Genomic DNA, 24671 nt, shown 5'->3' with positions numbered 1-24671 from the left:
TCAGCGGACGGGCGCGGGCGGGGCGCCCTCCTCGGGCTCCATGAAGACCACCGGAACCTTGTTGCTCAGTACCAGCCGGCCGAGCAGCGTCGCGAGCTGCTCGCGGTCCGACTCGTCGAGGTCCGCCGACAGGGCGTCCACCCGACGGCAGGTCCCGGCGTAGAACGCGTCCGCCAGGGCGTCGCCCGCCGGCGTCAGGGCGACCCGGACCGCGCGGCCGTCCTCGGGGTCGGGTTCGCGGCGCACCAGGCCGCGCTGGACGCTGCGGTCCACCAGGCCGGTGAGGCTCGACTTCGCCAGCCCCAGCATCGCGCCGAGCTCGCTCATCCCGTACGGCTGCACCATCAGCACGCAGAGCAGCTGCCCCTGCTGCGCGGTGATTCCGTGCTCGCGGCCGGAATCGGCATACACGGCATTCACCAGGAACGAGGAGCGCACCAATGCGGTGACGACCCCCATCTGTCCGCACTCGGCCTTTCGCATTCGCCCAGAATACGGCAGGCCGTGACGGTTCGGCCTCGGCGTGGGTGGAGCATTCGCGCCTGCCTGCTGACATTCGTGGTGCGAACTATGTGCGGAGGGGATGATGCGGGCTCCTCCGACAGCAAGGCGGCCGGCGACGGGGTGGTCACCCCCTCGCCGGCCGCGTATGCGTCCGAGCCGGTCAGTCCCGGCGGATCGTGATCGTCGTCCACGCCCCGACGTGCACCTGGTCGCCGTCCTGGAGGGGTACGGGGACATAGGGCTGGATCGGGTCCTCGGCGCCGTTGAGCGTGGTGCCGTTCGTCGAGTTCTGGTCGACGACGGCCCAGCTGCTGTCCGGCTGCTGCACCAGCACCGCGTGCTGGTGCGAGACGCCCGGGTCCTCCGGCGGCACGGACAGGTCGATGTCGGGGGACTCGCCCGTGCTGTGCCGACGGCGGCCGATGGTGATCTGGTTGCCGATGAGCGGGAGTTGCTGCTCGGGGGAGTACGCCGGGAGGTTGAGCCCGGTGGCCTCGGGGCCGCTGCGCTGCATCATCGCCAGGAAGTACTCGCGGTCGGGCGCGATGACCGCGGTCCAGTTCATGGACTGCGGTGCCTGACCCTGGTTCGGCCCATGACCCTGGCCTTGGTCCTGCCCGGGGCCCTGAGGGCCCGGGCCCTGGTTCTGGCCCGGGTAGGGCTGCTGCACCGGGCTCTGCGGGCCCTGGGCCTGCGAGGGCGGCGACAGCAGCCAGTCGTCACCACCGGTCTGGGGTGCCTGCGGCTGCGGCGGGGCAGGCGGCCCGGGCTGCTCGAAGACCGGGGGAGCCGTCTGCTGGAACGTGGGCGAAGCGCTCTGCTGCTGGAACGGCGGCGGAGGACCCTGCTGCACCTGCTGTCCCTGCTGGAACGGCGACGGGGGGCCCTGCTGTCCCTGCTGCTGGAACTGGGGCGGGGGCGGCGGGCCCTGTTGCCCCTGCTGCTGGAACGGCGGGGGAGGCGAGCCCTGCGGAGAGTTCTGCTGCTGAGCGTGCTGCTGGCCCTGGGGGAAACCCTGCGGTCCCCCCTGGGGCCCCTGCTGCTGGAACGGCGGCGGGGGCGGCCCCTGCTGTCCCTGCTGCTGGAACGGGTGAGGGGCATGCTGCCCCGGTGCCGGGGGCCCGGGCCGGCCCGGGCCGGAGGAGAGCGGCTCGGCCGACCGGTTCACCTGCGAAGGGCGCGAACTCTGGTACTCGAACGGATCGCGGGGCTCGCGCGGCTGCGGCGGGCCGGGCGGCTGCTGGGCCTGGAAGCCCGGCGGCAGATTGAGACCGGGAACCGGACCGCCGGGACCGCCCGGGCCACCAGGAACGCCGTGCTGCGGCGCCAGCGGCGTGTACGACGTCGCGGTGTTCGTGAGGAAGTTCCAGCGGCACTCCTCGCAGAAGGGCGCCATGGGCTCCCGCGGGGTGCGGCACTGGGGGCAGAGTTCGGCCTGCTGGGTCGCATCGGGGCCGTGACCCTGCGGGTATCCGTAGCCGGGCGCGGGTGGCGGGGGAGGTGGCGGGGGAACGGCGCCCGCAGGCGCACCCGCCGCGGCCATGCGGTGGCCGCAGACCTCGCACCAGTCCTCGGAACCCGACTGGTGTCCGTTCGGGCAGGTCGGCATGTCGGCGCTTCCCCCTCTCCTCGTCCGGCCCCGGGGGCCGTCATTTTCCTTGCGCAGCCGCCCGGCGGACCTGGCCGGTCGGGCGGCTCGGCAGTGCGGATGTGTGGTTATTTCTTGACGCGAACCGTCTTCGTGGAGCGCGTTTCGAGTGTCATCTCGTCCGCTTCCGCGACCTTCGCCTTCAGTCGCACAGTACCGGTCGCCGCGTCGACGACATCTACCACCTTCGAAAGCAGTTTCGCAGTGTCCTCGTTCCCGGACGCCGATGCCAACTGCACCGCCCGGCCGAGTTTGGCCGTCGCGCCGTCGAAGTCTCCCGACTTGCGTGCATCGAGACCCTGCTGGATGGCTTGTGCCAGTTCCGCCTGGCCCGTGTAGTGCGCGACCTGCGGATTGATCGAGGTCGACGCCACCATGTCGTCCGTCCACACCGCCCGTACCAGCCCCTGCGAGAGCGTCTGGGGCGTACCGCCCGCGGGGGCGGGAAGGATCAGCGAGACGCGGGCAGCCAGCATCTCCTGCCCGATGCCGGCTTCCGGCACCTGCACGCACACGTGGTAATCGCGGGACTCGTCGCCCCAGGAACCGGTGGGGTAGTCGCCTGCGCGGGGACCGGCCTCCGTGCGCCGGTCGGTCAGTTCGGCCACGGTCGGCGCGACCTGCTTCACGAACTTGATCTCCACGCCGACCGGGGTCCAGAGCCGCAGCGCGACGTCCGCGACCTCCTTGCCCATCGCGTTCTCCATCATCTGCGTGAAGTCCGCGGCCAGCCCCGCCGGGTCGGCGACGATGTCGGCCGTGCCGAGCAGCGCCGAGGCGATCGCTGTGACCTCTTTCACCTCCCAGTCGGTGCCCACGCCGCGGGCGTCGCAGGTGAACCGGCCCGCGCACGCGTCGAGCGCGGCCCGCAGATCCTCCGGGGCCTCGTGCTCGTTGCGCCCGTCCGTCAGCAGGATCCCGTGCCGGATCTCCACGTCGGCGGCGCCGAGCAGCCGGTCCGTCAGCCGCAGCCAGGTCCCGATCGCCGTACCGCCGCCCGCACTGAGCCGGCGCAGGGCCTCCTTGGCCTGGGCCTTGGTCCGAGCATCGGCGACGGCGAGCCGACCGTTGCCCGGGTAGACCTCCTTGGCCACGTGCGTTCCGCCGACCACGGCGAAGGAGGTGCCGTCGCGCAGGGTGTCGATCGCCGCCGCCGTCGCGTCGCGGGCATTGCGCATCTTCGTGGGCGGGTAGTCCATCGAACCCGAGCAGTCCACCATGATCACCACGGCCGCGTTCGCCGCGCCGCCCGGCAGCTGCGAGTTCGCCGTACCCGTCAGCGGAACACCGCCGGTGGTGCCGCCCCCGGTCGAGGTGACCGTGATGATGCCGTTGACCTCACGGCCGCCTTCGGGCAGATATTCGTTCTGATACACCTCGACGGAGAACTGCGGCACGTTCGACTTGGAGAAGTTGGCCATCTGATCGGCTCCTTGAGGCTCCACATGTCAGATGAAGACAGATGCGCGGACAAAGTCATCGGGGGGTGCGGGACCGGACGGAACAGGTCTGGACGGAACGGATCTGGACGGAACGGGACCGGACGGAACAGGTCCGGACGGAAAGGGATTTGGAGGGACCCACTGTTTCAGGCGGATCCTGCCCCTTGCGGCGCCACGGCGAACGGCACCAGGGCCACTGTTACGTTGTCGTGGCCCCCGCCGTCCAGAGCGTGCCCCACCAGCACCTGGGCGCCGCGCAGCGGCCGTTCGTACGCGTCCTCGGGCACTGCGGCGGCCATCTCGGCCGCGGACTCCGCGTAGTTCCACAGGCCGTCCGTGCAGACCACCACGAGTCCCGGCCGGTCCGGTTTGAACGACGCGGTGTGCGGCTCCAGTTCGTAGGCGTCCGCGCCGAGCCAGCCCGTGATGGCGTGGGCGCGCTCGTCGGCGTACGCCTCCGCCTCGTTCATCAGGCCGGCCGCGACCATCTGCGCGGCCCAGGAATCGTCCTCGGTGAGCCGGGCCGGCGGACTGCTCCGGTCCGCGGGCACCCAGTACACGCGGCTGTCGCCGACCCAGCCGACGACCAGCAGGCCGCTCGCCATGATCGCGCCGACCAGGGTGCAGGCCGGGGCGTTCTGGTGGCGGTGCGGATCGTGCTCCTGGGCCTGACCGGGGTCCTGCGCAAGCCGGTTGACCGACTCGGCGGCGGCGACGATCGCCTCGTGCATCGCCTGCTGCGGATGCGTGCCGCGCGGCAGCGACTCCAGCAGCGCCTCGTTGGCGGTGTGCGCGGCGGCGGCCGAGGCCTCGTCGGGCCTGCTGGCCGACGACACCCCGTCGCAGACGATCGCGACGACGGCCGGGGAGCCGTCGGGCAACGCGGTGGTCGACACCGCGAAGGAGTCCTCGTTGCGGTGATGACGCAGTCCGCGGTCGCTGACGGCGGCGACCGACTCGAGCTCCTGCTCCATGTGGTCGCGCTCGCGAGGCTGGGCGTGGCCGCAGTTCTCGCAGTAGCCGTCGTTGTCGACACGACCGGCCCGGCAGGCCACACACACCTTGGTGCCGGCCGACGGGGTCAGCGTGGGGTCGGGGGAGGTACGGGGATCGGGCGCCGCCTCCGCCGGGGCCGCGGGAGCGGCCAGCTCGAAGTCCCCCGACGCGTCGGGCCCGTCGAAGCGGACGCCCTGCGCGCCGTCGGCGGGCGGCGGCGCCGAACGCTCCGCGCCCGGGGCGGAGCCGGGCACGTGCCCGGCTCCGGGCGCCGTCGTCCCGGGGGCCGGCCCGAAGCCGCCACCCGGCGCGGTCTTCCCCGCCGGGACGGCGATGGCGATCGTCGGGTGGTCCTGCGGCGGCTCGGGCACGGCCGAAAGGTCGTACCCGCACGCACCGCAGAACAGGTCCCCCGGCTCCAGCGGCTCCTGGCAGCCGGGACACCTCGACAAGGCAGTCTCCTGGTGCTTCTGCGACATGTTCACACCCACGTTCGGGGGCGGAAACGGTTGGCCCGCTCCACCAGTTCGATCCTCTCGTCACCGGGCTCCGCAAGCCGGGCGAGCATCCGGTACGACCTCTCCAGTCCGAAACGCAGGCCGCGCTCGTCCAGTTCACTGCCGAGCAGCGTCTTCCCCTGCGCCCCGGCGTACGGGACCGGCTTCGGGTCCGAGGGCCGAGCCGTGGGACTACCGGAGAGTACCCAGTCGAGGGCCGTCCCCAGCACCTCGGTCGACAACTGCTCGCGGCGCACCGCGTCCAGGCCGAGACCGGCCAGCCCCGAGACCTGGGCCGACGCCGCCATCAGATCGGTGATCAACGGCTCGTCCGGGGCCCGCTCCCGCAGCCGGGCCCGCACCGCGGCGACCCGGGCCGCCGTGAAGTGGATCGACGCCTCCGGCACCGACTCCAGGGTCCTGACGGAGCCGATCCGGTCCCCGGCCGCGAGCTGCACCCGGGCCAGGCCGAACGCCGCGCTCACGAAGCTCGGGTCGGTCATCCACACCAGCCGGTAGTACTCGGCGGCGTTGTCCAGCTGGCCCAGGACCTCCGCGCAGATGCCGAGGGCCAGCTTCGGCGCGGGCTCCCCGGGAAACGCGTCGTAGACCGCGTCGAAGGACAGCGCCGCGTTCTCCTTGTCACCGGACACCAGGGAGGTGAGTCCGCGGTACCAGACCACCCGCCAGTCGTCCGCGTGCTGCGCCTCCAGCGAGGCCAGGGTCTCCTTCGCGCCGCCGAGGTCGTTCATCTCCAGCAGGGCCCGCAGCTCGCGCAGCCGCGTCTCCAGCGAGGCGGCCGGCACGGCCTGCAGCGCGGCGATCAGTTCGGCGGGTGCCGAAGCCATCACCCCGGCCAGGAAACCCGCGTTGGGGTCACTCGCGTCGACGCGGGGGACCGGCAGCGCGAGCGAGGTCCCGCGCACGTCGAGCCCGGCGAGCCGGGGACCGGTCGCACTGTCCGGCCCCGGCACCGTGCCCGGCACCGCGACCGGGACCCGTGGGGGCGGGATGGCCGCCTGGGTCTGCGCGTACGGGGGCGGGGCACCGTTGCCCGCGCCGGCCGGAGCGCCGCCGCGGATGTGTGTGGTGGTGGAGGGCAGTGGTCCGGCCCCCGCGGTGAACCCGGGAGGCGGACCGGCGGGCAGGGCGCCCGGGACACCGCCCGGCGGCGCCACCGGGGCCGGCGGGGATGCGGGATGCGCCACCGCCGCTCGGCCGCCCCGCCGCCGCCCGAAGATCCCGGGCCTGCCGGGCTCCGGCGACCTGGCGCCCAGACGGGAGACATCACCGGTCCGGATGGTGAAGAGCTCCGTGTCGGTGACGCGCAACTCCGCACCGAACAGCGTCGAAAGAGCCGGACGCGGGCGCCCGCTCTGCAGCGACACCACCTCGCGCAGCACGCCCGTCAGCTGCTCCGCCATCTCGGAGGCGGAGGCGAACCGCCGTGCCGGATCGGGATCGGTCGCCCGCACCAGCAGCCGGTAGAACGACTCGTAGGTCCGGAACACCTCGATGTTGTCCGGGTCCGGCAGCGAGTCCACGAAGACGTTCGTGTACCCCTGGAAGTCGAAGGTGAGCACCGCGAGCGTCCGCGCGACCGTGTACAGGTCCGAGGCCACCGAAGGGCCCGCCTCCCCGACCTCCGGCGCCTGGTACCCCACCGTGCCGTAGATGGCCGACTCCTCGTCGTCCATCCTGCGGACCGCGCCCATGTCGATCAGCTTCAGCTGGTCCTCGGTCTGGATCGCGTTGTCGACCTTGAAGTCGCAGTACAGGAGGTTGCGGCTGTGCAGGTGGCCCAGCGCCTCCAGCGCCTCGATGCCGAACGCGCACGCCTGCTCGACCGGCAGCGGATCCCGCTTCCCGGCCGGGGTGCGGCGCTCGTTGGCGATCTCCTTGAGCGCCTTGCCGCCGACGTACTCCATGACGATGTAGCCGTCGAGGGAACCGGTCCGCTGGTCGAGGTGCTCGACGAAGTTGTAGATCCGGACGATGTTGGAGTGCTCGATCTCGGCGAGGAACCGTCGCTCCGAGATGGCCGCCGCCATGGCGTCCTGGTCACCGGTGTCGAGCAGACCCTTGAGCACCACCCACCGGTCGGAGACCGCCCGGTCCACCGCGAGGTACACCCAGCCGAGGCCGCCGTGCGCCAGACAGCCCGAGACCTCGTACTGCCCGTGGACGATGTCGCCACCTTGGAGCTTGGGCGTGAAGGAGTACGGGTGGCCGCACTTGGTGCAGAACCCCTCCGTACGCCCCGGCCGCTCACCCCGGGCCCGGCCCACCGGCGCCCCGCAGTCCGAACGCGAGCAGAAACGCTTGCGCTCGGGCACCTCCGGGTTCTTCATCACAGCGGTGCGCGGATCGGGGCGCGGCACGTCCGGTACGAGCACCAGCCCGGCGCCCAGCCGGTTGCGGCTCGAGGAACCGGTCGACTTGGCGGAGGAACGCACCGAGACCGAACGCGACGTGGTGCTTCCGGACAGCGCGCGCGAGAGCCGCCCCGAAACCGAACGCCGCGAGGTCGACGAGCGTGAGGAGGACCGCGAGGACGCCCTCGACGAGGACTGCGAACTGCTGCGGGCCGAAGCGCTGTTGCTGCCCCTGCTGCCCACGCCGCCGCCCGCGATCCCGGTCGGCGGCGAACTCACCATGCCGTTCGGCGAGACGACCGGTGCCAGACCGCAGGTGTCGCAGTACAGCTCACCGCCGCCCATGTCCTCGTAGTTGCCCTCGCACGCGGGGCGCTGGCACTGCGTACTCATGGTCATTCCCCCTGTTCGCCCCGCCGCCGCAGCGGCCACGATGCTCCGTCACTACCCGTCATGCACGCCATGTGCCATGGGAAACCCGGCCGTTTCACAGGCGCCCCCGCCGGTCCTCGGGGCCGGACGGCCCGCGTCCGGCCAGCATGTCCAGCGCCGCGTCCTGAAAGCGCTGTACCGCCAGCGCCGCGACCCGCAGATCGCACGGCGCGCTCCACAGCATCCGGCGCGCCGCGTCGTAACGCTCGATGAGGACCGGGTCCTCCGCCAGGCCGTGCCGGGCCACCTTCGCCTTGTACGCGTCGAGCCGGCCGCGCAGCTCCGCCCGGACGGCCAGCGGCGCCGTGACCGCTGTCAGCTGCTCCCGGGCCCGCAGCAACTCCTCGCCGGCCTGCTGCTCCAGGGACTCCAGGAGTGGTGAGAGCCGATGCCACTGTGCGTGCCTGCGGTACTCCGACGCCGCGGCCAGCCGCTCCTGGAGCGCTGTCGGCGGGCCGTTGACCGCGGGCACCTCGGAGGCGGCGATCTTCGCCAGCACCTCACCGCGCGCCGCCCTGGCCTCTGCCAGGGTGCGGTCGGCCCGGGACAGGACATCGCGCAGCTGGACGAGGCGCTGCTCGGCGTCCTGCCGGACCGCGAGCACCGCCTCGACCTCACGCCGTACCTCGTCCAGCGCCCGTGCCGCCCGGTCATAGCGCGTCGTGTCCGGGCGGCCGCCACCCGGCGCCGAACTGCCGGGCCCCGGCAGCCAGAACGCCAGCGGGTCGGAGATCACCTGCACCCGCAGCGTGGTCAGCTCCTGGACGATCGACTCCAGGTCGTCGCCCGACGGGTGTTCCCCGGGCCGTACGCCGACCGAGTGCGCCAGCGAGTGGGTGCGGCGCAGCTCGGCGGCGAGGAGATCTATCCGGGCGGGCATCGCGGACCACACGGAGTCGGAGGCGACGACCATGTCGAGCGAGCGTGCGTACAGCTCGTTCATCCGCTGGACCAGTTCCTCCAGCGTGAAGCGCTCCGAGAGCCGGGCCGGGCCGGTGATCGACGGGTTGTGGGCGGCGGCGGCATGCGCCACCGTCACCCCCTGGCCACGCAGCAGCTCGGTGAGCGCCACCAGGTCCTCGCGGTTGGGCTGACGACGCCGGGACCGCACCTCGCGCGCCCGGTTCAGTGCCCCCGCGTACGCGTCGAAATAGGTCCACAGCAGCGTGATCGACTGTTCGGTGGTGCTCCAGCGCTCCTTGGTGACACCGGTGAGGTCGGCGCCCTCCAGCAGCCGGCGCCCGGCGTGGTCCTGCAGGGCGAGGAGCGAGGTCTCGATCGCCTCGTGCTCCGCGCCGAGCCGGGCCAGCGCACGGTCGGCCTCGTCCCGGTCCATGACCGGGCCGGGAGGCCGGGACGCGTAGCTGGGGAAGGGGCCCGCGACGCCCATCGATCACCTCTCCGCTCTTCCTGCCGGGCGGGGGCCCGGCAGGATCAGTGCTGCCAACCCGCCGTCCGGGTGCGTGTGCCCCCCTGATCCGGCCTGATCCGAACGAAACGCCCTAGTCGTTCCGGTACTTGGGCGCCGGTGGCTCCTCTATTCCGGGCAGGCCGTCGGCCAGCCAGTGACGGTACGAGATCATCCAGGGGCTGTTCGCGCCACCGGCGCGGTAGCCGACGAGCACCTTGTTGACCCGGGACACCAGGTCGTCCGCGCCCTTCTTCGTGGCCACGCCGTAGTACTCGGTGGTGAAGGGGTCGCCCTTGAGCTCCACGGCAGGGTCCTGTGCGGCCTGGCCGGCCGCGAGGGCGTTGTCCGTGACGACCGCGTCGACCTCACCCATCTGGAGCCGCACGAGGCAGTCCAGCTGGTTGGGGACGGTGAGCATGTCCTCGTCGGCCTCGGTGCCGTCGTGCTTGTCCTTGAACACGGAGCCGAACGACTCCTTCTGCAGCGCCTCGTACGCGGTGGAGCCCTCGGCGGTGCAGACCCGCTTGCCGGCCAGCGAGGAGTTGAAGCCGGTGATCTCCGCACCCTTCTTCGGGTCCGCCTTCGGGTCGGCCTTCGGCGCGAGGACCTGCTGGCCGGCCTGGAAGTAGGCCGTGGAGAACGACACCTGGTCCAGCCGGGCGCAGTTGATGGTCATCGTCCGGACGACGACGTCGACCTTGTCGTTCTCCAGCGCGGCGATGCGCTGGTTGGTGGGGATCGCCCGGAAGATCACCTTGTCCGGGCTGCCCAGGATGTCCTCGGCGATGGCCCGCACCAGGTCGATGTCGAAGCCTTCGAGATTCCCGGACTCCGGGTTGCGAAAGCCCCACTGGAAGCTGTTCTGGTCGACGCCGGCGATCAGCTTGCCGCGCTCCCTGATCCGCTGGATCGCGTCGCCCTCCGGCCGGCCCGGCGCCAGGCTGGCCTCCGGGTCCGTGCAGTCGTCGGCCCGCGCCTGGACGGCGTGGGTCGTCCCGGGCCCCGCGACCTTCGCGTCGAAGGGGTCCTCGCCGCCGTGGGAGAGCGGGAGCAGGGTCAGCGAGGCCGTCACCGCGCAGGCCGCGGCCATGGCGGTCACCCCGCCCCAGCCACGCAGCCGGTGCAGCCGGCCCCCGCGGGCCGTCCCCGGGCCCGTCATCGGGTCCTTCGCTGTCATCGCTTCCCCTGTCACCGGAACTCCGAGAGCCTGCGGTTGACCCCGACGATCGCCGCCACCGCGCCCAGCACGGCGAGGGCCGCGGCCCCGATCGGCAGCCCGCCCAGGGCCCCGCGCCCGTCCTCGGCGGCCTGGGTGAACTCGCTCTGCTCGTGGGCGAGCGCCTTCCGCAGCGCTTCGTCCACCCGGCTGAAGGACTGACCCGTCGAGTCCTCCGACCCGATGATCTGCTCCAGCGCGGTGTCGTAGTCGCCGCCGTCGTCGGTCTTGCGGGCGGTCCGGTGACGGCTCTGCCACTCGGTGACAGCCTTGATGGCATCCGCCACGGGCTTGCCGCCCTCGGTGTCACCGGTGTCGTCGGCGAGCTTCGCGGCCCGGCTCAGCTCTTCGCCGAGTGCCTTCATGCCCGTGCCGTAGTCGGTCTCGTACTTGTCCTTCTTGCCGTCCGCGGTGAGCACCGCGCCACGCGCGACCACCGTGAGGTTCTCGCTGGAGCGCGCCTTCAGCGAGTCGATGCGCGCCCGGTTCAGCACGTCCAGGGACTGCTGGCCGTGTGTGTTGGCCTCGGCCAGATCGGACCGGGCCACCGTGTGCCCCACCGCCAGCCACAGCAGCACCACGGTCGCCGCCGCGGTCGCCGCGAGCAGACCGTGGTTGAACACCCGGTTCGTCCTGCGGTAGTTGCGACGCTGGGCCCAGAACAGTACGCCCAGCGCGATGACCCCGATGCCGAGGGAGAAGAACGGCCACGTCCGGGCGGAGTGGTAGTCCTGGTCGAGCCGGTCCGTCTCCGCGGTGTAGAGCCGCTCGGCGGCCGGCAGCAGCTCGTTCGACATCTTCTGGTTGGCGTACCGGAGGTAGGCTCCGCCCAGCGGCAGCCCCTGCCGGTTGTTGGCGCGGGCGCGCTCGATCAGTCCGGTGTAGCGCGGGAGTTCCTTGTTGAGCGTGGTGATCTCATGGCCGGACTCCGTCGACGAGTCCGTGTTGGCCGCGGCCTTCACCAGCAGCCGCGAGGCGTCGTCGATGTCCTTCACGTACTGGTCGTGGACCGCCTTCGGCTCCTGCGGTCCGGCCAGGAAGCCGCTCGCGGCCGCCGCGTCCGCATCGGCCAGCGAGCGGTAGATGCCCGCCGCGTCCGCGCTGAGCGGCTGGCTGCGTTCCACCACGTCGTTGGCAGCTGCCGCGCGGTCACTGATCTCGAACGCCGTCACCGCCCCGAACGCGACGACGAGCAGAGCCAGCACGGCTCCGATGATCTGGAGCCGGCCGGGCTCGGTGGTCGCCGCGGCACGCAGCCGCTCGGTCACCACGGCCCGGACGCTGTGCGGCGGCGGCGCGGGTGCGGCCGTCGCCGGCGCATGCTGCTGCTCCGGCGCGTGCTGCGGCGCCGGTCGCACACTCGGCGGGTATGTCACTTGACCTCCCCCTCGGTCACTGACGGTGGCCCGCCCCCCGGCCGATCGGGGGACTGGTACCCGGCCAGAAGTATGGCCGCAGGGAACGGTGTCCACATGGTGAACGCCAGGATCCTGCACCGGTCCATCAAGCAGCCAACTGTGATCAGCCGCGGTCACACAGCATTCGATCAAGGTCGACGCCGCCGATCAAGACGATCGGCGGAGCAATCCCCGAAGCAATCCCCGAAGTCCCCGAATCAATCCCCGAAGCGGATCGATCTCCCCACCCATGAACACGTCCGGGGCAACTGATCGGTTCCCGTACGCAGAAGACGTCCCGTAGCCCGAAGGTTACGGGACGCCTCCGACACGTTCCGGCGCGGCGGTCCGTCAGACGTACTGCTCCCGCAGCCTGGCGTGCACCCGGGGCGCCGCACCCGTGTGGTCCAGGCCGAGCAGCCCGGCGCCCAGCACCGGGGACTCCTTCATCACCCGCACCACCGCCTTGGGGGCCCGCACGGCGAGGAGTTCGGCGATCCGTCCGTCCAACTGGGGGTGGCGGGCGGCCAGCACGCTGCCGCCCAGGACCACCGGAGCCTCCTCCCCGAGCAGCCCGAGGCGGGAGAGCGCCACCGAGGACAGCGCCACGACCTCGTCGGCCAGCCGGTCCACGAGCCCGCGCGCCACCGCGTCGCCGGCGGCGGCGGTCGCGAACAGCACCGGCGACAGCTCATGCCGCCGCCCGGACTCGATCCGGCCCAGATGCATCGCCTCGATCAGCGCGTACATCGAGTCGAGCCCGAAGTGCGCGGGCAGCGCGCGGGCCAGTTCGGTGGGTTCACCGCGGCCGTCCTCGGCACGCGAGGCGAACCACATCGCTTCCTCGGAGAGCCCCGAACCGCCGCCCCAGTCACCGGAGATCCGGCCGATCGCGGGGAATCGCGCGGTCCGCCCGTCCGGCACCATGCCGACGCAGTTGATCCCCGCACCGCACACGACGGCCACTCCGCGCGGCTCGTCGGCCCCGGCCCGCAGGATCGCGAAGGTGTCGTTGCGCACCTCCACCGTGCGACCCCAGCCACGGGCGCGCAGCGCATCGGTCAACTGCGCCTCCTCGACCGGCAGATCGGCGTTGGCGAGGCAGGCGGACACATGGGCGACGGACCCGGCGTCCGCACCGGCCGAGGCCAGCGCCTCCTCCACCGCGGCGCCGAGCACGTCCACGGCCGTACCGACACCGACCACCGGCGGCTGGAAGCCGCCGCCCCGGGCCGTGGACAGCACGGTGCCGTCCTCACCGATGAGTGCCACATCGGTCTTGCTGTTCCCCGCGTCGATCGCGAGGACCGAACCGTTCACGCCCACGCGAGGTGCTCCCGGTTGTGCGCGACCAGCTTGTCGGTGAGCGCCTCGGCGTACTCGAACTGGCCGATCAGGGGGTGCGCGAGCAGTGCCTTGAAAACCCGGTCGCGGCCACCGCGCAGGGCGGCCTCCAGCGCCAGGTCCTCGTACGCCGTCACATTGGCGATCAGACCGGCGTACAGCGGGTCCAGCTCCGGCACGGCGAGGGGTGTGGCACCCGTCCCGTCGACCCGGGCCTGGACCTCGATGACCGCGTCGTCCGGCAGGAACGGCAGCGTCCCCTTGTTGTACGTGTTGACCACCTGCACCGCGGAGCCGCCGCCGCCGAGGAGCGAGGCCGCCAGGTCCACGGCCGCCTCCGAGTAGAAGGCCCCGCCCCGCTTGGCGAGCAGCGCGGGCTTCTCGTCCAGCGCCGGGTCCCCGTACATGGCGAGGAGTTCCTTCTCCATCAGGGCGACCTCGGCAGCCCGGGAGGGCTTGGTGCCGAGCTCCCGCACGACCTCGTCGTGCGCGTAGAAGTAGCGCAGGTAGTACGAGGGGACCACGCCGAGGCGGTCCACGATCGCCCGCGGCATGTGCAGGTCGTCCGCGATCGCGTCGCCGTGCTCGGCGATCAGCCGCGGCAGTACGTTCTCGCCCTCGGGGCCGCCGAGACGCACCCCGAGCTCCCAGCTCAGGTGGTTCAGCCCGACGTGGTCGAGGTGCACCTCACCGGGCGCCACATCGAGCAGCCGCGCGAACTTGCGCTGGAAGCCGATCGCCACGTTGCACAGGCCCACGGCCTTGTGGCCGGCCTGGAGCAGCGCCCGGGTGACGATGCCGACCGGGTTGGTGAAGTCGATGATCCAGGCGTTCGGGTTGGTGCGCCGGACGCGTTCGGCGATGTCCAGGACGACCGGGACGGTGCGCAGGGCCTTGGCGAGGCCGCCGGCCCCGGTGGTCTCCTGGCCGATGCAGCCGCACTCCAGAGGCCACGTCTCGTCCTGGTTGCGGGCGGCCTGGCCGCCCACGCGCAGCTGGAGCAGGACCGCGTCGGCGTCGGCGACGCCCGCGTCGATGTCCGAGGTGGTGACGATCCTCCCCGGGTGGCCCTGCTTGGCGAAGATCCGCCGGGCGAGGCCGCCGACGAGTTCGAGCCGGTGGGCGTCCGGGTCGACGAGCACGAGCTCCTCGACCGGCAGGGTGTCCCGCAGCCGGGCGAATCCGTCGATCAGTTCAGGTGTGTAGGTGGACCCGCCACCCACTACTGCGAGCTTCATGAATCAGCCCTTTACTCCGGTCAGTGTGACGCCCTCGACAAATGCCTTCTGTGCGAAGAAGAAGACGACGATCACAGGGGCCATGACCAGAACGGTCGCGGCCATGGTCAGGTTCCAGTCGGTGTGGTGTGCGCCCTTGAAGGACTCCAGTCCGTAACTCAGGGTCCAGGCCGCCGGGTTCTCGGAGGCGTAGATCTGCGGGCCGAAGTAGTCGTTCCAGGCGTAGAAGAACTGGAAGAGGGCGACGGCGGCGATGCCCGGCTTGGCCATCGGGATCACGACGCGCAGCAGGGTGCGGAATTCACCGCAGCCGTCGACCTTCGCCGCGTCGAGGTACTCGTCGGGAATGGTCAGCAGGAACTGCCGCAGCAGGAAGATGGAGAACGCGTCGCCGAACGCCATCGGGATGATCAGCGGCCAGAGCGTGCCGGACATGTCGAGCTGCTTGGCCCAGAACAGGTACATCGGGATCACGACGACCTGCGGCGGCAGCATCATCATCGAGATGACGAGCATCAGCGACAGGTGCCGGCCGCGGAAACGGAACTTGGCGAGCGCGTACGCCACGGGCAGCGAGGACACGACCGTGAGGACGGTGCCCAGGCCCGCGTACAGCAGGGTGTTCTTCCACCAGGTCAGGAAGCCCGGGGTGTCGAACACCTGCTTGTAGTTGCTCCACTCGAAGGGGTGCGGCCACAGGTCACGGGTCAGTGCCTGCTCGTCGCTCATCAGCGAGGTGAGGAAGAGGAAGACGAACGGCAGCACGAAGAAGAGCGCGGCCGCGACGCCGAGCGAGTGCACACCGATCCAGTGCAGCAGCGCCTTGCGGCGCGCGACGCGCTCGGCCGGAGTGACGGGGTCACTCACCGGGCCGGCGGCCTTCGGTGTGTCGAGAACCTGCGCCACGTCACTCACCTGCCTGGATCAGTCCGCTGCGGCGCCGCATCAGGAGTGCGGTGAACGCCATGGCGAGGACGAAGAGAACGAGCGCGACCACACAGGCGGAGCCGTAGTCGAAGCGCTGGAAACCGAGGTTGTAGACCAGCTGCGGGAGCGTGAGTGTCGACTTGTCGGGATAGCCCGGTTCGAACTGCTGCCCGGAGCCGCCCATGACACCGGACGCGACCTTCCCGGCCACCAACGGCTGGGTGTAGTACTGCATCGTCTGGATGATGCCGGTGACCACGGCGAACATGATGATCGGCGAGATGTTCGGCAGCGTGACGAAGCGGAACCGCTGGTAGGGGCCCGCCCCGTCCAGCTCCGCCGCCTCGTACTGCTCCTTCGGCACGTCGAGGAGTGCGGCCATGAAGATCACCATCAGGTCGCCCACCCCCCACACCGCGAGGGCGGTCAGAGCCGGCTTGGACCAGGTGGGGTCGGTGAACCAGCCGGGGGTGCCGAGACCGAGCTCCCCGAGGATCGAATTGACCGGCCCCGTACCCGGGTTGAGCAGGAAGACGAACCCCAGCGTGGCGGCGACCGGCGGTGCCAGGTACGGCAGGTAGAACAGCGTCCGGAAGACGCCGGTCCCCGTCTTGATCTTGGTGATCAGCATGCCGATGCCGAGTCCGAAGACCACCCGGCAGGCCACCATGACCACGACCAGCCACAGCGTGTTGCGCAGCGCGGGCCAGAACAGCGGGTAGTCGTTGAAGACGAACGACCAGTTCTGCAGCCCGCTGAACTCGGGGGCCGAGAATCCGTCGTAGCTGGTGAAGGAGAAGTAGAGCGTGGAGATCAGCGGGTAGGCGAAGAAGACGCAGAACCCGATCAGCCACGGCGACATGAAGGCCGCCGTCCGGAGCGCCGAGCGGCGGCGCTTCGAACGGAGTGTGTACGTGCTCATCGCGCCGGCTCTACTTCGCCTGGTCGATCGCGGCGTCGATCTCCTTGGCGGTCTTCTCCAGACCTGCCTCGACGTCCTTCTGGGTGCCCTTCTCGACCTCGAAGGCGAGGTTCTGCAGGGACGTCAGGTACGCGCCGCCGTTCACCGAGGGCGGGGTGGTGGTGGACTTCGGGTTGGCCGCGATGTCCAGGAAGGTCTTGAAGCGCGGGTCGTACTTCAGCTTCGGCGACTTCAGCGCGGCGAGCGTGGAGGGCACGTTGTGGATGGCGTTGGCGAAGTTCACCACCGCGTCGGTGTCGGTCGTCATGAACTTCACCAGCTCCCAGGCGGCGTTCTGCTTGCCGGAGGTGGCGGCGATACCGGCGATGGTGCCCGTCAGATAGCCCTTGCCGTACGTGTCGGCCTCGTCGTCGGCGACGGGCATCGGGGCCACACCGATCTCGAACCCCGGCTTGGTGTCCTCGGCCATGCCGAGGCGCCACTCGCCGTCCAGCTGCATGGCCACCTGGCCGGTGTGGAACGGGTGCTTGGCGCCCCACTCGTCACCGAAGCCCGTACGGAACTTCTCCAGCTTCTGGTAGCCGCCGAGCGAGTCGACCAGTCTCTTCTGGTTGGTGAGCATCGCGGCGAATGCGGGGTCCTCGGCGATGTTCGACTTGCCGTCCGCATCGAAGTACGACGGGTTCCAGCTGCCGAGGTAGTGCTCGGTCGTCGACTCGTAGCCGTGGTAGTTCGGCATGAAGCCGAGCTGCTCGTACGAGTCGCCCTTGGTCTTCGTCAGCTTCTTGGCGTCGGCGGCGAACTCGGTCCAGGTCTTCGGCGGGCTCGTGATCCCGGCGTCCTTGAACGCGTCCTTGTTGTAGTAGAGGCCGTACGCGTCGCCCAGCAGCGGCACGGTGCAGCGCACGCCGTCGAACTGCGTGTACTCGTTCATCGCCTTCGGGAAGGTCGAGTCCGGGTCGATCCCGTCCTTCTTCAGGAACGGGTTGAGGTCGACGAAGGCCTTCGACGAACAGAACTTGCCCACGTTGTTCGTGGTGAACGACGAGACGACGTCCGGAGCCTTCGAACCGCCCGCGCGGAGTGCCTGGTTGATCTTGTCGTCGGTCATGTTGCCGACGACCTTCACGTGGATGTTGGGGTGCGCCTTCTCGAAGGCGTCGACCGTGTCCTGAATTCCCTTGACCTCGTTCGGGGCGCTCCAGCCGTGCCAGAAGTTGATGGTCGTCTCCTTGGACGCGTCATCACTGGCACCGGAGTCGCTCTGCCCGGTACAGGCGGAGGCGAACAGGGCTATCGCGGCGGTCGCGGCGAGCGCGACGGCCGGCTTCCGGCGGTTTCCGGACATGGTGGTGTCTCCCGATGAAGGGTTGGGACGGGGAAAGGGGGTGTACGGAAGGTATGGGGGTGTACGGAAGGCGGGGACGCGCGGGGTCAGCGCGAGGTGTCGAACACTTCGTCGCGGGTGGTGGCGAGCGCGCTCTCCAGTGCGCCGCGCAGTACGGGGCGGTGGGTCACCTCGCCGGTGATCAGCCGGGGCCGGGACGCCGCGAGCTCGGCGAGCTCGGCCGCCACCCGGCCGCGCAGCGGCTCCCCGCCGCGCGCGATCAGCTCACCGGACAGCACGACGACCTCGGGGTCCAGGACGGCGACCATGGAGGCGAGACCGGTGGCCAGACCGGTGGCGAACAGATCGAGCAGCCGGCCGTACGGCCCGCCCTCGTCCTGCGCCGCGGCCGCTGCCGCCCGGCCCACCAGCTCCGCCGCGACCTCGTGATGGGTGCCGGGACCGCGCACGGCCTCGTCGTCGATGCCGAGCTCTCGGGCCAGCCGGGCGAGCACCTGGGCGCCCGCCAGCTCCTGGAAGCCGCCCGCGTTCGCCTTGGTGACCTGGCGGACCAGTGGGGCGCCAGGCACCGGCAGGAAGCCGACCTCGCCGGCGCCGCCGGTGAAGCCGCGGTGCAGCCGGCCGTTGATGACGAGGGCGGCACCGAGCCCCTCCTCGTTCCACAGCAGCACGAAGTCGTCGTGTCCCCGCGCCGCGCCGAGCCGTTGTTCGGCCACCGCGACGAGGTTCACGTCGTTCTCGTACTCCACCGGCATCGGCAGGAAGGCCGCCAGCTCGTCCAGCAGGGTGGGGGAGTGCCAGCCGGGCAGGTGCGAGGCGTACCGCAGCCTGCCCGTGCCCGGGTCGAACGCGCCCGGCGTACCGATGACGACCCGGTGCACATCGGACCGCGTCAGCCCGGCCTCCTTGACCGCCCCGTCCAGCGCGTCCGCCACCTGGCGCACCACACTGTCGGCGCGCCGGCCCGGCGTCCGCAGCTCGAACTCACCCACCGTCTCACCCGTCACATCGGCGACGGCGGCGACGATCCGCTGGGCGTTCACATCGAGCCCCGCCACATGGGCGGACGAGGCGTTGACGGCGTACAGCTGCGCATTGGGCCCGGGTCGCCCGGCCGCGGTCCCGGTGGCGACGACCAGCCCGGCCGCCTCCAGCCGGGCCAGCAGCTGGGAGGCGGTGGGCTTGGAGAGCCCGGTCAGCTTCCCGATCCGCGTCCGCGACAGGGGGCCGTGCTCCAGCAGCAGATCGAGGGCGGCGCGGTCGTTCATGGCGCGAAGAACGCGGGGGGTACCCGGTGTGGTTCCGGCCATGGCCACTGCACCTGCCCTCTGTTAGGAAAGTTTCCTATTCGGTGAGAGGACCGTAGGGCGCACGTCACCGGGGCGTCAATGGTCTGCACCGCGGTGGCAACCAAAGCGTTACCTGGGTGCGGGCGGCGCCTGTGCGGCGCCGCTCCGCGCCGGGCGGTGTCACGGGGGTGTGTATTCCCAACACCGGCGCTGCTGAACCGAGTTGCCCGTGCACTGACTCGCTCGAAGGGCGCTACGGCTGCTCCGGCCGCTGTGACGGCGCCGGCGGCGGCTCCGGTGGCGGAGAGCGCATTGCGGCGGTCATGACCCTCACGGCCTGCTACGGGCCGGCTCCTGATCTCCCGGAGAACGGGTGCCGGATGGCGGGGACGGCCTGGGAGACCTCACCGCACCACACGCGCGAGGGGCGCCCCGCAGACCTCGCGGGGCGCCCCTCGACGGGTGGGGGCCGTGCCTACTTCGAGATGTTCGGCGCGGACGGAGGTATCGGCGTCGCCGCCAGGGACTGGGGCGAGGTGGCCGAGGCGTAGGCCGAGGGGGCGGCCATCGCGGCCGTGGGGTCGGCGGCGGAGGGCTCGTCGGGCTGGGCGGGGATGCCGCCGACCATGCGGATACCCGCCTCGTCGAAGGCGCGCTTGATGCGCCAGCGCAGCTCGCGCTCCACGCCCAGGGCCTTGCCCGGCATCGTCTTCGCGGTCACCCGGACCGTCATCGAGTCGAGCAGCACCGAATCCAGGCCCAGGATCTCCACCGGGCCCCACAGGCGCTCGGTCCACGGGTCGTCCTTGGCCATCTGCTGGGCGGCCTCGGTGATCACCGTACGTACCTGGTCGAGGTCCTCCGTGGGGCGTACCTGTACGTCGACGCCGGCGGTGGACCAGCCCTGGCTGAGGTTGCCGATCCGCTTCACCTCGCCGTTGCGGACGTACCAGATCTCACCGTTGTCGCCGCGCAGCTTGGTGACCCGCAGGCCGACCTCGATGACCTCGCCCGAGGCGACGCCCGCGTCGATGGTGTCGCCGACGCCGTACTGGTCCTCGAGGATCATGAAGACGCCGGATAGGAAGTCGGTGACCAGGTTGCGCGCACCGAAGCCGAGCGCCACCCCGGCGACCCCCGCGGAGGCCAGCAGGGGGGCCAGATTGATCTCGAACGCGCCCAGGATCATCAGGGCGGCCGTGCCGAGGATCAGGAACGAGGCCACCGAACGGAGTACCGAACCGATCGCCTCCGAGCGCTGGCGGCGCCGTTCCGCGTTGACCAGCAGACCGCCGAGCGCGGTGCCCTCCACCGCCTGGGCGCTGCGGTTCATGCGCTCGATGAGCTTGGTCAGGGTGCGGCGGACGGCGATGCGCAACGCGATCGCGATGGCGGCGATGAGCACGATCCGCAGACCCGTGTTCAGCCAGGTGGACCAGTTCTCCTCGACCCAGCTCGCGGCGTTGCCCGCCTGCTTCGCCGCTTCGTCCAGCGAGCCACCGGGCTCGGGCGACGGAGCAGCGGCCAACAGGGCGGACAGGGACACGGTGAGACCTCCGGTTGGGCGAACGCTGAACAACCACACTAACGGGGCATCCGGAATGCTCCGTTGCCGTGATCGAGGGGAGAGACGCGTCTCACCCGGGGATATGCGAGAAGTAAGGGGCCCTGTCCGGCATGGGCGGCGCAGCGCGGTGTGCGGACGGCCTGTGGCCGATCGCACACCGGACGCGATCGCGGTGGCAGGGGCTCCGAAGCGCCTGTTCCGGCGCGTCCCGGCGTACGGATGGCAGGGCCCCGGAGGGAAAATCCCTCCGGCCCGTTACCCGCACGTGGTGGCGCTCCGACCAGGCAGGAGGGGAGACTGAGATCGGATCGTCCCGGCGCGAGCCACGCGCCGCCGGCGTACAAGGAGGCGTCCACGTGCCGCATGTCCTGGTTCTCAACGCGTCGTACGAGCCACTCGGCGTCGTACCGCTCCGCCGCGCGCTCGTCCTCGTCCTCGAGAACAAGGCCATTTGTCTCGAGGAGTCCGGCGCCTTCATGCACAGTGCCACCCGCGCCGTCCCGGCCCCGAGCGTCGTCCGCCTGAAGCGGTTCGTCCGCGTCCCGTACCGGGGGCCCGTCCCGCTGACCCGCCGGGCGCTCTTCGCCAGGGACGGAGGGCGCTGCATGTACTGCGGCGCCGCCGCGACCAGCGTCGACCATGTCATTCCGCGCAGCCGCGGCGGGCAGCACGTCTGGGACAACGTGGTGGCCGCCTGCCGCCGCTGCAACCACGTCAAGGCGGACCGCCATCTGCCCGAGCTCGGCTGGCGGCTGCACCAGCAGCCCGCCCCGCCGACCGGGCTGGCCTGGCGGATCATCGGCACGGGACACCGCGACCCGCGCTGGCTGCCCTACTTGCAGCCGTTCGGCGCGGACGACGCGATGGCCCGGATCGACGGCATCTCGGCCTGAGCAGCCGGGGCCCGGAACCGCCGGGCCCCGGCCGTCCTGAGCCTCGGCGCGTCCCGGGCTCCGACGGTCCCGGGACCCAGGTGCGCGGGCCCAGGCCGTCCCGGGGTGCGTCAGTCGTCCTGCCCGGCCACCGCGTATGCCTGGACCGACCAGAGCGAGTAGCCGTACTCGGTGGCACGCCCGTCGCCCTGGATCCTGATGAAACGGGTGTCCTTCGCGTCCATCCGGACCGATTCGCGGCCGCCGCCGCCGTTGCGGACGGTGGCCGCCGTGCGCCAGGTGCGGCCGTCGGCGGAGACCTGTACGCGGTAGCCGGAGGCGTAGGCGTCCTGCCAGTCCAGCACGACCTGGCCGACCCGTGCCGCGGCCGGCAGCTCGGCCTGCCACCAGGCGCCGTCCTCGGCCGGAGAGGACCAGCGGGTCTTCGGGTCGCCGTCCGAGGCGGCCGTCGCCGGGAAGTCCGCGGTCTCGTCGCCGGACGAGGAGGCGGTGGCCGTACGCAGCAGATCGGGGCCCGCCGTACGGGGGAAGGCCCGGACGGTCAGGGTGGTCTCCTCGGTACCGAAGGAGAACGGCACCTCGTACTCACCCGCGGGCGTGTCCGCGGCGACGGTGATCTCCACGGGCACTCCGGTGCGGGAACCGCGTGGCACGGTCGTCTGCTTCGGTACCTGCACCTTGATGCCCCTGGGCGCCTTCGCGGTGAGTGCGCCGCGCACCTCGGCCGGGCGGCGCGCGGACAGCTGCGCCTCGACCCGCTGCGGTTTGCCGCCGATCTCGGCGTCCGTCTCCCCGCGTGCGAGAGCGAGCCGGGCGGCGGGTTCGTCGCCGAACCACGGGACGAGCGAGCGTACCCGGGGAGCCGTTCCGGCGGACGGGGCGGCGCCCGCGAGAGGGGGGATGATCAGGGGCGGTGCGCCGGTGATCGACGGGGTGACGGTCGGCCAGCTGATCCGGACCGCGTCGGCCCGCACGCCCTGGCCCGGCGACTGGGTCCAGCCCCGCGCCGACAGGGTTCCGAGGCTGCGCCAGCCCTCGCCGGGCACATGGGCCTGGACCGTGGCCCCTGTCGCGGTCGTGTCGTCGCCCGGCACCGCCATCGCGGTGACGGCCTCCAGCGGGCGCACCCGGGCGAACCGCACCGTGTAGCTGCCCGGAGCCTCGGCCACCGTGCCGTTGTCGCGGTCCGAACCGGTCCAGGCGTCGGCCTCCTTGCGCGCCCGGTCGAGGAACGGGCCGAGCACGCCCTTGCCGACCGTCGCGGCGCCCGTCTTCACGGCGTCGAGAGCCGGTTCCAGGGCCAGCGAGGCCTCCCAGGCGGCCGCTCCGTCGTCGCGCGCCTGCGCCCGGAGCAGATCGACGGCCAGCTCGCCCGCCCTGCCGTAGCGGGCCAACTGCTCGCTCCACGGCTGCACTTCGCCGTCGAGGCGCCCGTCGGCCAGCCCGGCCAGGCGCTGAGGGGTCTCGCGCATCACGGTGAACGCGGCCCGCAGCCGGCGTGCCGCCTCGTCGTGCGCCCGGGCGTCGTCGCCCGTACGGGACTTCCAGAACGCGGCGAGCAGCGGCTGGAGGTAAGCCGATTCGTCGCCGCCCAGCACCGAGCCCGTGCTGTTGCCCGCCAGCGCGCGCAGCGCGTCCCGGCTGCGTGCGTCGCCGCCCGCGAGGTCGTCCAGGGCGGCCTGCCAGGACTCCTGCGGCTGGTACCCCTTCGGATTCCAGGCGAAGTCGGCGGCGGTGAACAGCGGGATCCGGGAAGCGGACGGCTGCTCCATCGCGTTGGCCAGCAGCGCCGCCGAGCCGATGGCGACCGCCGGGTCGCGGCCGGTGTAGGGGCCCAGGAAGATCCGGTCCTGTGCGTAGTCGTTGACGGGGTAGTTGTCCATCGTGACCAGCGGATGGCGGAACGTGGTGCGGGCACCCGCCAGTTCTCCGCCGGTGATGGTCCTCGGCACGACCCCGACCCCGGTCCAGGCGACCTGCACCCGGTCGTCGAGTTCCTTGGCCAGCGCGGTGCGGTAGTCCGTCGCCCCGTCCTGGTAGAACTCCGTCGGCATCATCGACAGCGGCTCCGAGCCCGGGTGGCGGTCCGAGAGGTGCTGCGCCACCTCGCTCACGACGCGGGCCTGCGCCCTGGCCGCGGCCTCCGGGCCGCTGCCGAAGGTGTCGGCGTCGGCCGAGCAGTGCCATTCGCTGTAGCTGACGTCCTGGAACTGCACCTGGAAGACCCGCACGCCCAGCGCCCACATCGCGTCGATCTTCTTCGTCAGCGCCTTCACGTCGCGGTCCGACGACAGGCACATGGACTGGCCGGGAGCCACGGCCCAGCCGAGCGTCACATGCTCGGCGGCGGCCCGCTCGGCCAGTGCGCGGAATTCGGCACGCTGCCCGGCGGGGTAGGGATCGCGCCAGCGGTCCTGCCGGTACGGGTCGTCGCCGGCCGCGTAGAGGTAGCGGTTCTGTTTGGTGCGCCCCATGAAGCCGAGCTGGGAGAGCCGTTCCTCCTGGGACCAGGGCTGTCCGTAGAAGCCCTCGGTCATCCCTCGTACGGCGCCGGCCGGCCAGTCCCGGACGGTGACGCCGGCGATGCGGCCGCCCCCGGTCAGCTGACGCAGCGTCTGCACCGCGTGGAACAGGCCGTCGTCACCGACGCCGTCCACGGCGACGGTGTCCCGGCCCGCGACCCGGCCGACCGCGAGCCGGTAGCCGCCGGACGGGAGATCGGCGCGGTCGGGCGCGCGCAGTGTGCGCAGTGCGTCGACGGCGCCGTTCCCGCCGAGCCTGATGACGGGCCCGCCGCCGGGCAGCGTCTCGTGGACGGTCCGTACGCCCGCGTCGCGCAGCACCTGGCGGAGCGCGTCGACCGCGTACGGGTCGGCCCGGTCGTCGGCGAGGAGCGTCACCTCGCCCGAGAGCGGGACCGAGGACCCTGACGCCTTGATGCTCTGCGGCCGCGGCCACACGGCGGGCGGAGCGGCGTCGTCGGTGCGGTCCGGTGTGGTGACGGCGGGGGTGCCGGGTGCCGAGGGGGCCGCGACGGCGGCGGGGGCCCCGGCGGAGAGCAGCCCGCCGAGCACGGCCACGGCGACGGCCGTCGCGTGCTTCCTGCGCCTGAGCCGCATGCCTGTCTCCCTCGCTCCCACCGGTGGATCCCGAGCCCACCACCCGCGCGCGAGGGTGTCAATGCGCCTGGTTGTTGTGGGGTGAATGCCCTGTATGTCGGTTGGC

At 71.7% G+C, this 24671-nt stretch carries 18 protein-coding genes; 2 read left to right on the top strand and 16 right to left on the bottom strand.

What is annotated here, in order from left to right; translation table 11 throughout:
- The 5 genes from ABT025_RS19155 to ABT025_RS19135 form a co-directional block, all read right to left on the bottom strand.
- The gene (locus ABT025_RS19155) at nt 1-459 is read right to left on the bottom strand and encodes a MarR family winged helix-turn-helix transcriptional regulator (RefSeq protein WP_350995558.1); all 459 of its coding nucleotides are present in this window, start codon (nt 457-459) and stop codon (nt 1-3) included.
- 205 nt (nt 460-664) lie between these two features.
- Nucleotides 665-2113, bottom strand: coding sequence for an FHA domain-containing protein (locus tag ABT025_RS19150; RefSeq protein ID WP_350995475.1), 1449 nt, complete (start codon nt 2111-2113; stop codon nt 665-667).
- Between the two features lie 107 nt (nt 2114-2220).
- The gene (locus tag ABT025_RS19145) at nt 2221-3573 is read right to left on the bottom strand and encodes a vWA domain-containing protein (protein WP_350995473.1); all 1353 of its coding nucleotides are present in this window, start codon (nt 3571-3573) and stop codon (nt 2221-2223) included.
- 167 nt (nt 3574-3740) lie between these two features.
- Nucleotides 3741-5075, bottom strand: a complete 1335-nt coding sequence (locus ABT025_RS19140) for a PP2C family protein-serine/threonine phosphatase (RefSeq protein WP_350995471.1) — start codon at nt 5073-5075, stop codon at nt 3741-3743.
- Nucleotides 5072-7543, bottom strand: coding sequence for a serine/threonine-protein kinase (locus tag ABT025_RS19135; protein ID WP_502971983.1), 2472 nt, complete (start codon nt 7541-7543; stop codon nt 5072-5074). Before ABT025_RS19135 ends, ABT025_RS19140 begins: the two co-directional genes overlap by 4 nt.
- Between ABT025_RS19135 and ABT025_RS39535 the strand changes: the two genes are divergently transcribed.
- Nucleotides 7527-7817 carry a hypothetical protein gene (locus ABT025_RS39535; RefSeq protein WP_502971982.1) on the top strand — a complete coding sequence of 97 codons (291 nt, stop codon included), beginning with the start codon at nt 7527-7529 and terminating at the stop codon, nt 7815-7817. The genes ABT025_RS19135 and ABT025_RS39535 overlap by 17 nt on opposite strands.
- A gap of 132 nt (nt 7818-7949) precedes the next feature.
- Here ABT025_RS39535 and ABT025_RS19130 read toward each other — a convergent pair whose 3' ends face one another.
- The 10 genes from ABT025_RS19130 to ABT025_RS19085 form a co-directional block, all read right to left on the bottom strand.
- Entirely contained in the window at nt 7950-9284 is a 1335-nt protein-coding gene (locus ABT025_RS19130) for a hypothetical protein (RefSeq protein WP_350995467.1), read from the bottom strand.
- 112 nt (nt 9285-9396) lie between these two features.
- Nucleotides 9397-10482, bottom strand: a complete 1086-nt coding sequence (locus ABT025_RS19125; protein ID WP_502971981.1) for a glutamate ABC transporter substrate-binding protein — start codon at nt 10480-10482, stop codon at nt 9397-9399.
- A gap of 11 nt (nt 10483-10493) precedes the next feature.
- Nucleotides 10494-11897 (bottom strand): GlnX family signal transduction membrane protein, encoded by a 1404-nt coding sequence (locus ABT025_RS19120; RefSeq protein ID WP_502971980.1) that lies wholly within the window; start codon nt 11895-11897, stop codon nt 10494-10496.
- Between the two features lie 372 nt (nt 11898-12269).
- The gene (locus ABT025_RS19115; protein ID WP_350995465.1) at nt 12270-13244 is read right to left on the bottom strand and encodes an N-acetylglucosamine kinase; all 975 of its coding nucleotides are present in this window, start codon (nt 13242-13244) and stop codon (nt 12270-12272) included.
- Nucleotides 13235-14500 carry a 6-phospho-beta-glucosidase gene (locus ABT025_RS19110; protein WP_350995463.1) on the bottom strand — a complete coding sequence of 422 codons (1266 nt, stop codon included), beginning with the start codon at nt 14498-14500 and terminating at the stop codon, nt 13235-13237. Before ABT025_RS19110 ends, ABT025_RS19115 begins: the two co-directional genes overlap by 10 nt.
- Nucleotides 14501-14503: 3 nt before the next feature.
- Entirely contained in the window at nt 14504-15406 is a 903-nt protein-coding gene (locus ABT025_RS19105; protein WP_350995461.1) for a carbohydrate ABC transporter permease, read from the bottom strand.
- Between the two features lies 1 nt (nt 15407).
- Complete coding sequence (locus ABT025_RS19100; RefSeq protein WP_350995459.1) at nt 15408-16349, bottom strand: carbohydrate ABC transporter permease; 942 nt, start codon at nt 16347-16349, stop codon at nt 15408-15410.
- Between the two features lie 10 nt (nt 16350-16359).
- Entirely contained in the window at nt 16360-17697 is a 1338-nt protein-coding gene (locus tag ABT025_RS19095; protein WP_350995457.1) for an ABC transporter substrate-binding protein, read from the bottom strand.
- Between the two features lie 86 nt (nt 17698-17783).
- Nucleotides 17784-19007: an ROK family transcriptional regulator gene (locus ABT025_RS19090; RefSeq protein WP_350995455.1), complete on the bottom strand. Its 1224-nt coding sequence runs from the start codon at nt 19005-19007 to the stop codon at nt 17784-17786.
- A 454-nt stretch (nt 19008-19461) separates the two neighbouring features.
- A complete protein-coding gene (locus tag ABT025_RS19085) occupies nt 19462-20532 on the bottom strand; it encodes a mechanosensitive ion channel family protein (protein WP_350995453.1) in 1071 nt (356 codons plus the stop codon).
- A 377-nt stretch (nt 20533-20909) separates the two neighbouring features.
- On the opposite strand from ABT025_RS19085, the gene ABT025_RS19080 reads away from it, so the two are divergent.
- Nucleotides 20910-21446, top strand: a complete 537-nt coding sequence (locus ABT025_RS19080) for an HNH endonuclease (RefSeq protein ID WP_350995451.1) — start codon at nt 20910-20912, stop codon at nt 21444-21446.
- 110 nt (nt 21447-21556) lie between these two features.
- Here the strand turns inward: ABT025_RS19080 and ABT025_RS19075 are convergent, their stop codons facing one another.
- The gene (locus ABT025_RS19075; RefSeq protein ID WP_350995449.1) at nt 21557-24565 is read right to left on the bottom strand and encodes a glycoside hydrolase family 84 protein; all 3009 of its coding nucleotides are present in this window, start codon (nt 24563-24565) and stop codon (nt 21557-21559) included.
- Between the last annotated feature and the right edge of the window lie 106 nt (nt 24566-24671).

It is taken from the genome of Streptomyces sp. NPDC002809, assembly GCF_040295435.1.
Lineage (GTDB): Bacteria > Actinomycetota > Actinomycetes > Streptomycetales > Streptomycetaceae > Streptomyces.
Note: the sequence above shows the minus strand (reverse complement) of the source record. Positions and strands in the feature narration are given on the sequence as shown.

Excerpts from the sequence above, each read along its gene's own strand:
- ABT025_RS19100 (WP_350995459.1), bottom strand. The coding sequence starts at position 16,349 with ATGAGCACGTACACACTCCGTTCGAAGCGCCGCCGCTCGGCGCTCCGG.
- ABT025_RS19110 (WP_350995463.1), bottom strand. The coding sequence starts at position 14,500 with ATGAAGCTCGCAGTAGTGGGTGGCGGGTCCACCTACACACCTGAACTG.
- ABT025_RS19095 (WP_350995457.1), bottom strand. The coding sequence starts at position 17,697 with ATGTCCGGAAACCGCCGGAAGCCGGCCGTCGCGCTCGCCGCGACCGCC.
- ABT025_RS19145 (WP_350995473.1), bottom strand. The coding sequence starts at position 3,573 with ATGGCCAACTTCTCCAAGTCGAACGTGCCGCAGTTCTCCGTCGAGGTG.
- ABT025_RS19130 (WP_350995467.1), bottom strand. The coding sequence starts at position 9,284 with ATGGGCGTCGCGGGCCCCTTCCCCAGCTACGCGTCCCGGCCTCCCGGC.
- ABT025_RS19090 (WP_350995455.1), bottom strand. The coding sequence starts at position 19,007 with ATGGCCGGAACCACACCGGGTACCCCCCGCGTTCTTCGCGCCATGAAC.
- ABT025_RS19125 (WP_502971981.1), bottom strand. The coding sequence starts at position 10,482 with ATGACAGCGAAGGACCCGATGACGGGCCCGGGGACGGCCCGCGGGGGC.
- ABT025_RS19155 (WP_350995558.1), bottom strand. The coding sequence starts at position 459 with ATGGGGGTCGTCACCGCATTGGTGCGCTCCTCGTTCCTGGTGAATGCC.
- ABT025_RS19150 (WP_350995475.1), bottom strand. The coding sequence starts at position 2,113 with ATGCCGACCTGCCCGAACGGACACCAGTCGGGTTCCGAGGACTGGTGC.
- ABT025_RS19075 (WP_350995449.1), bottom strand. The coding sequence starts at position 24,565 with ATGCGGCTCAGGCGCAGGAAGCACGCGACGGCCGTCGCCGTGGCCGTG.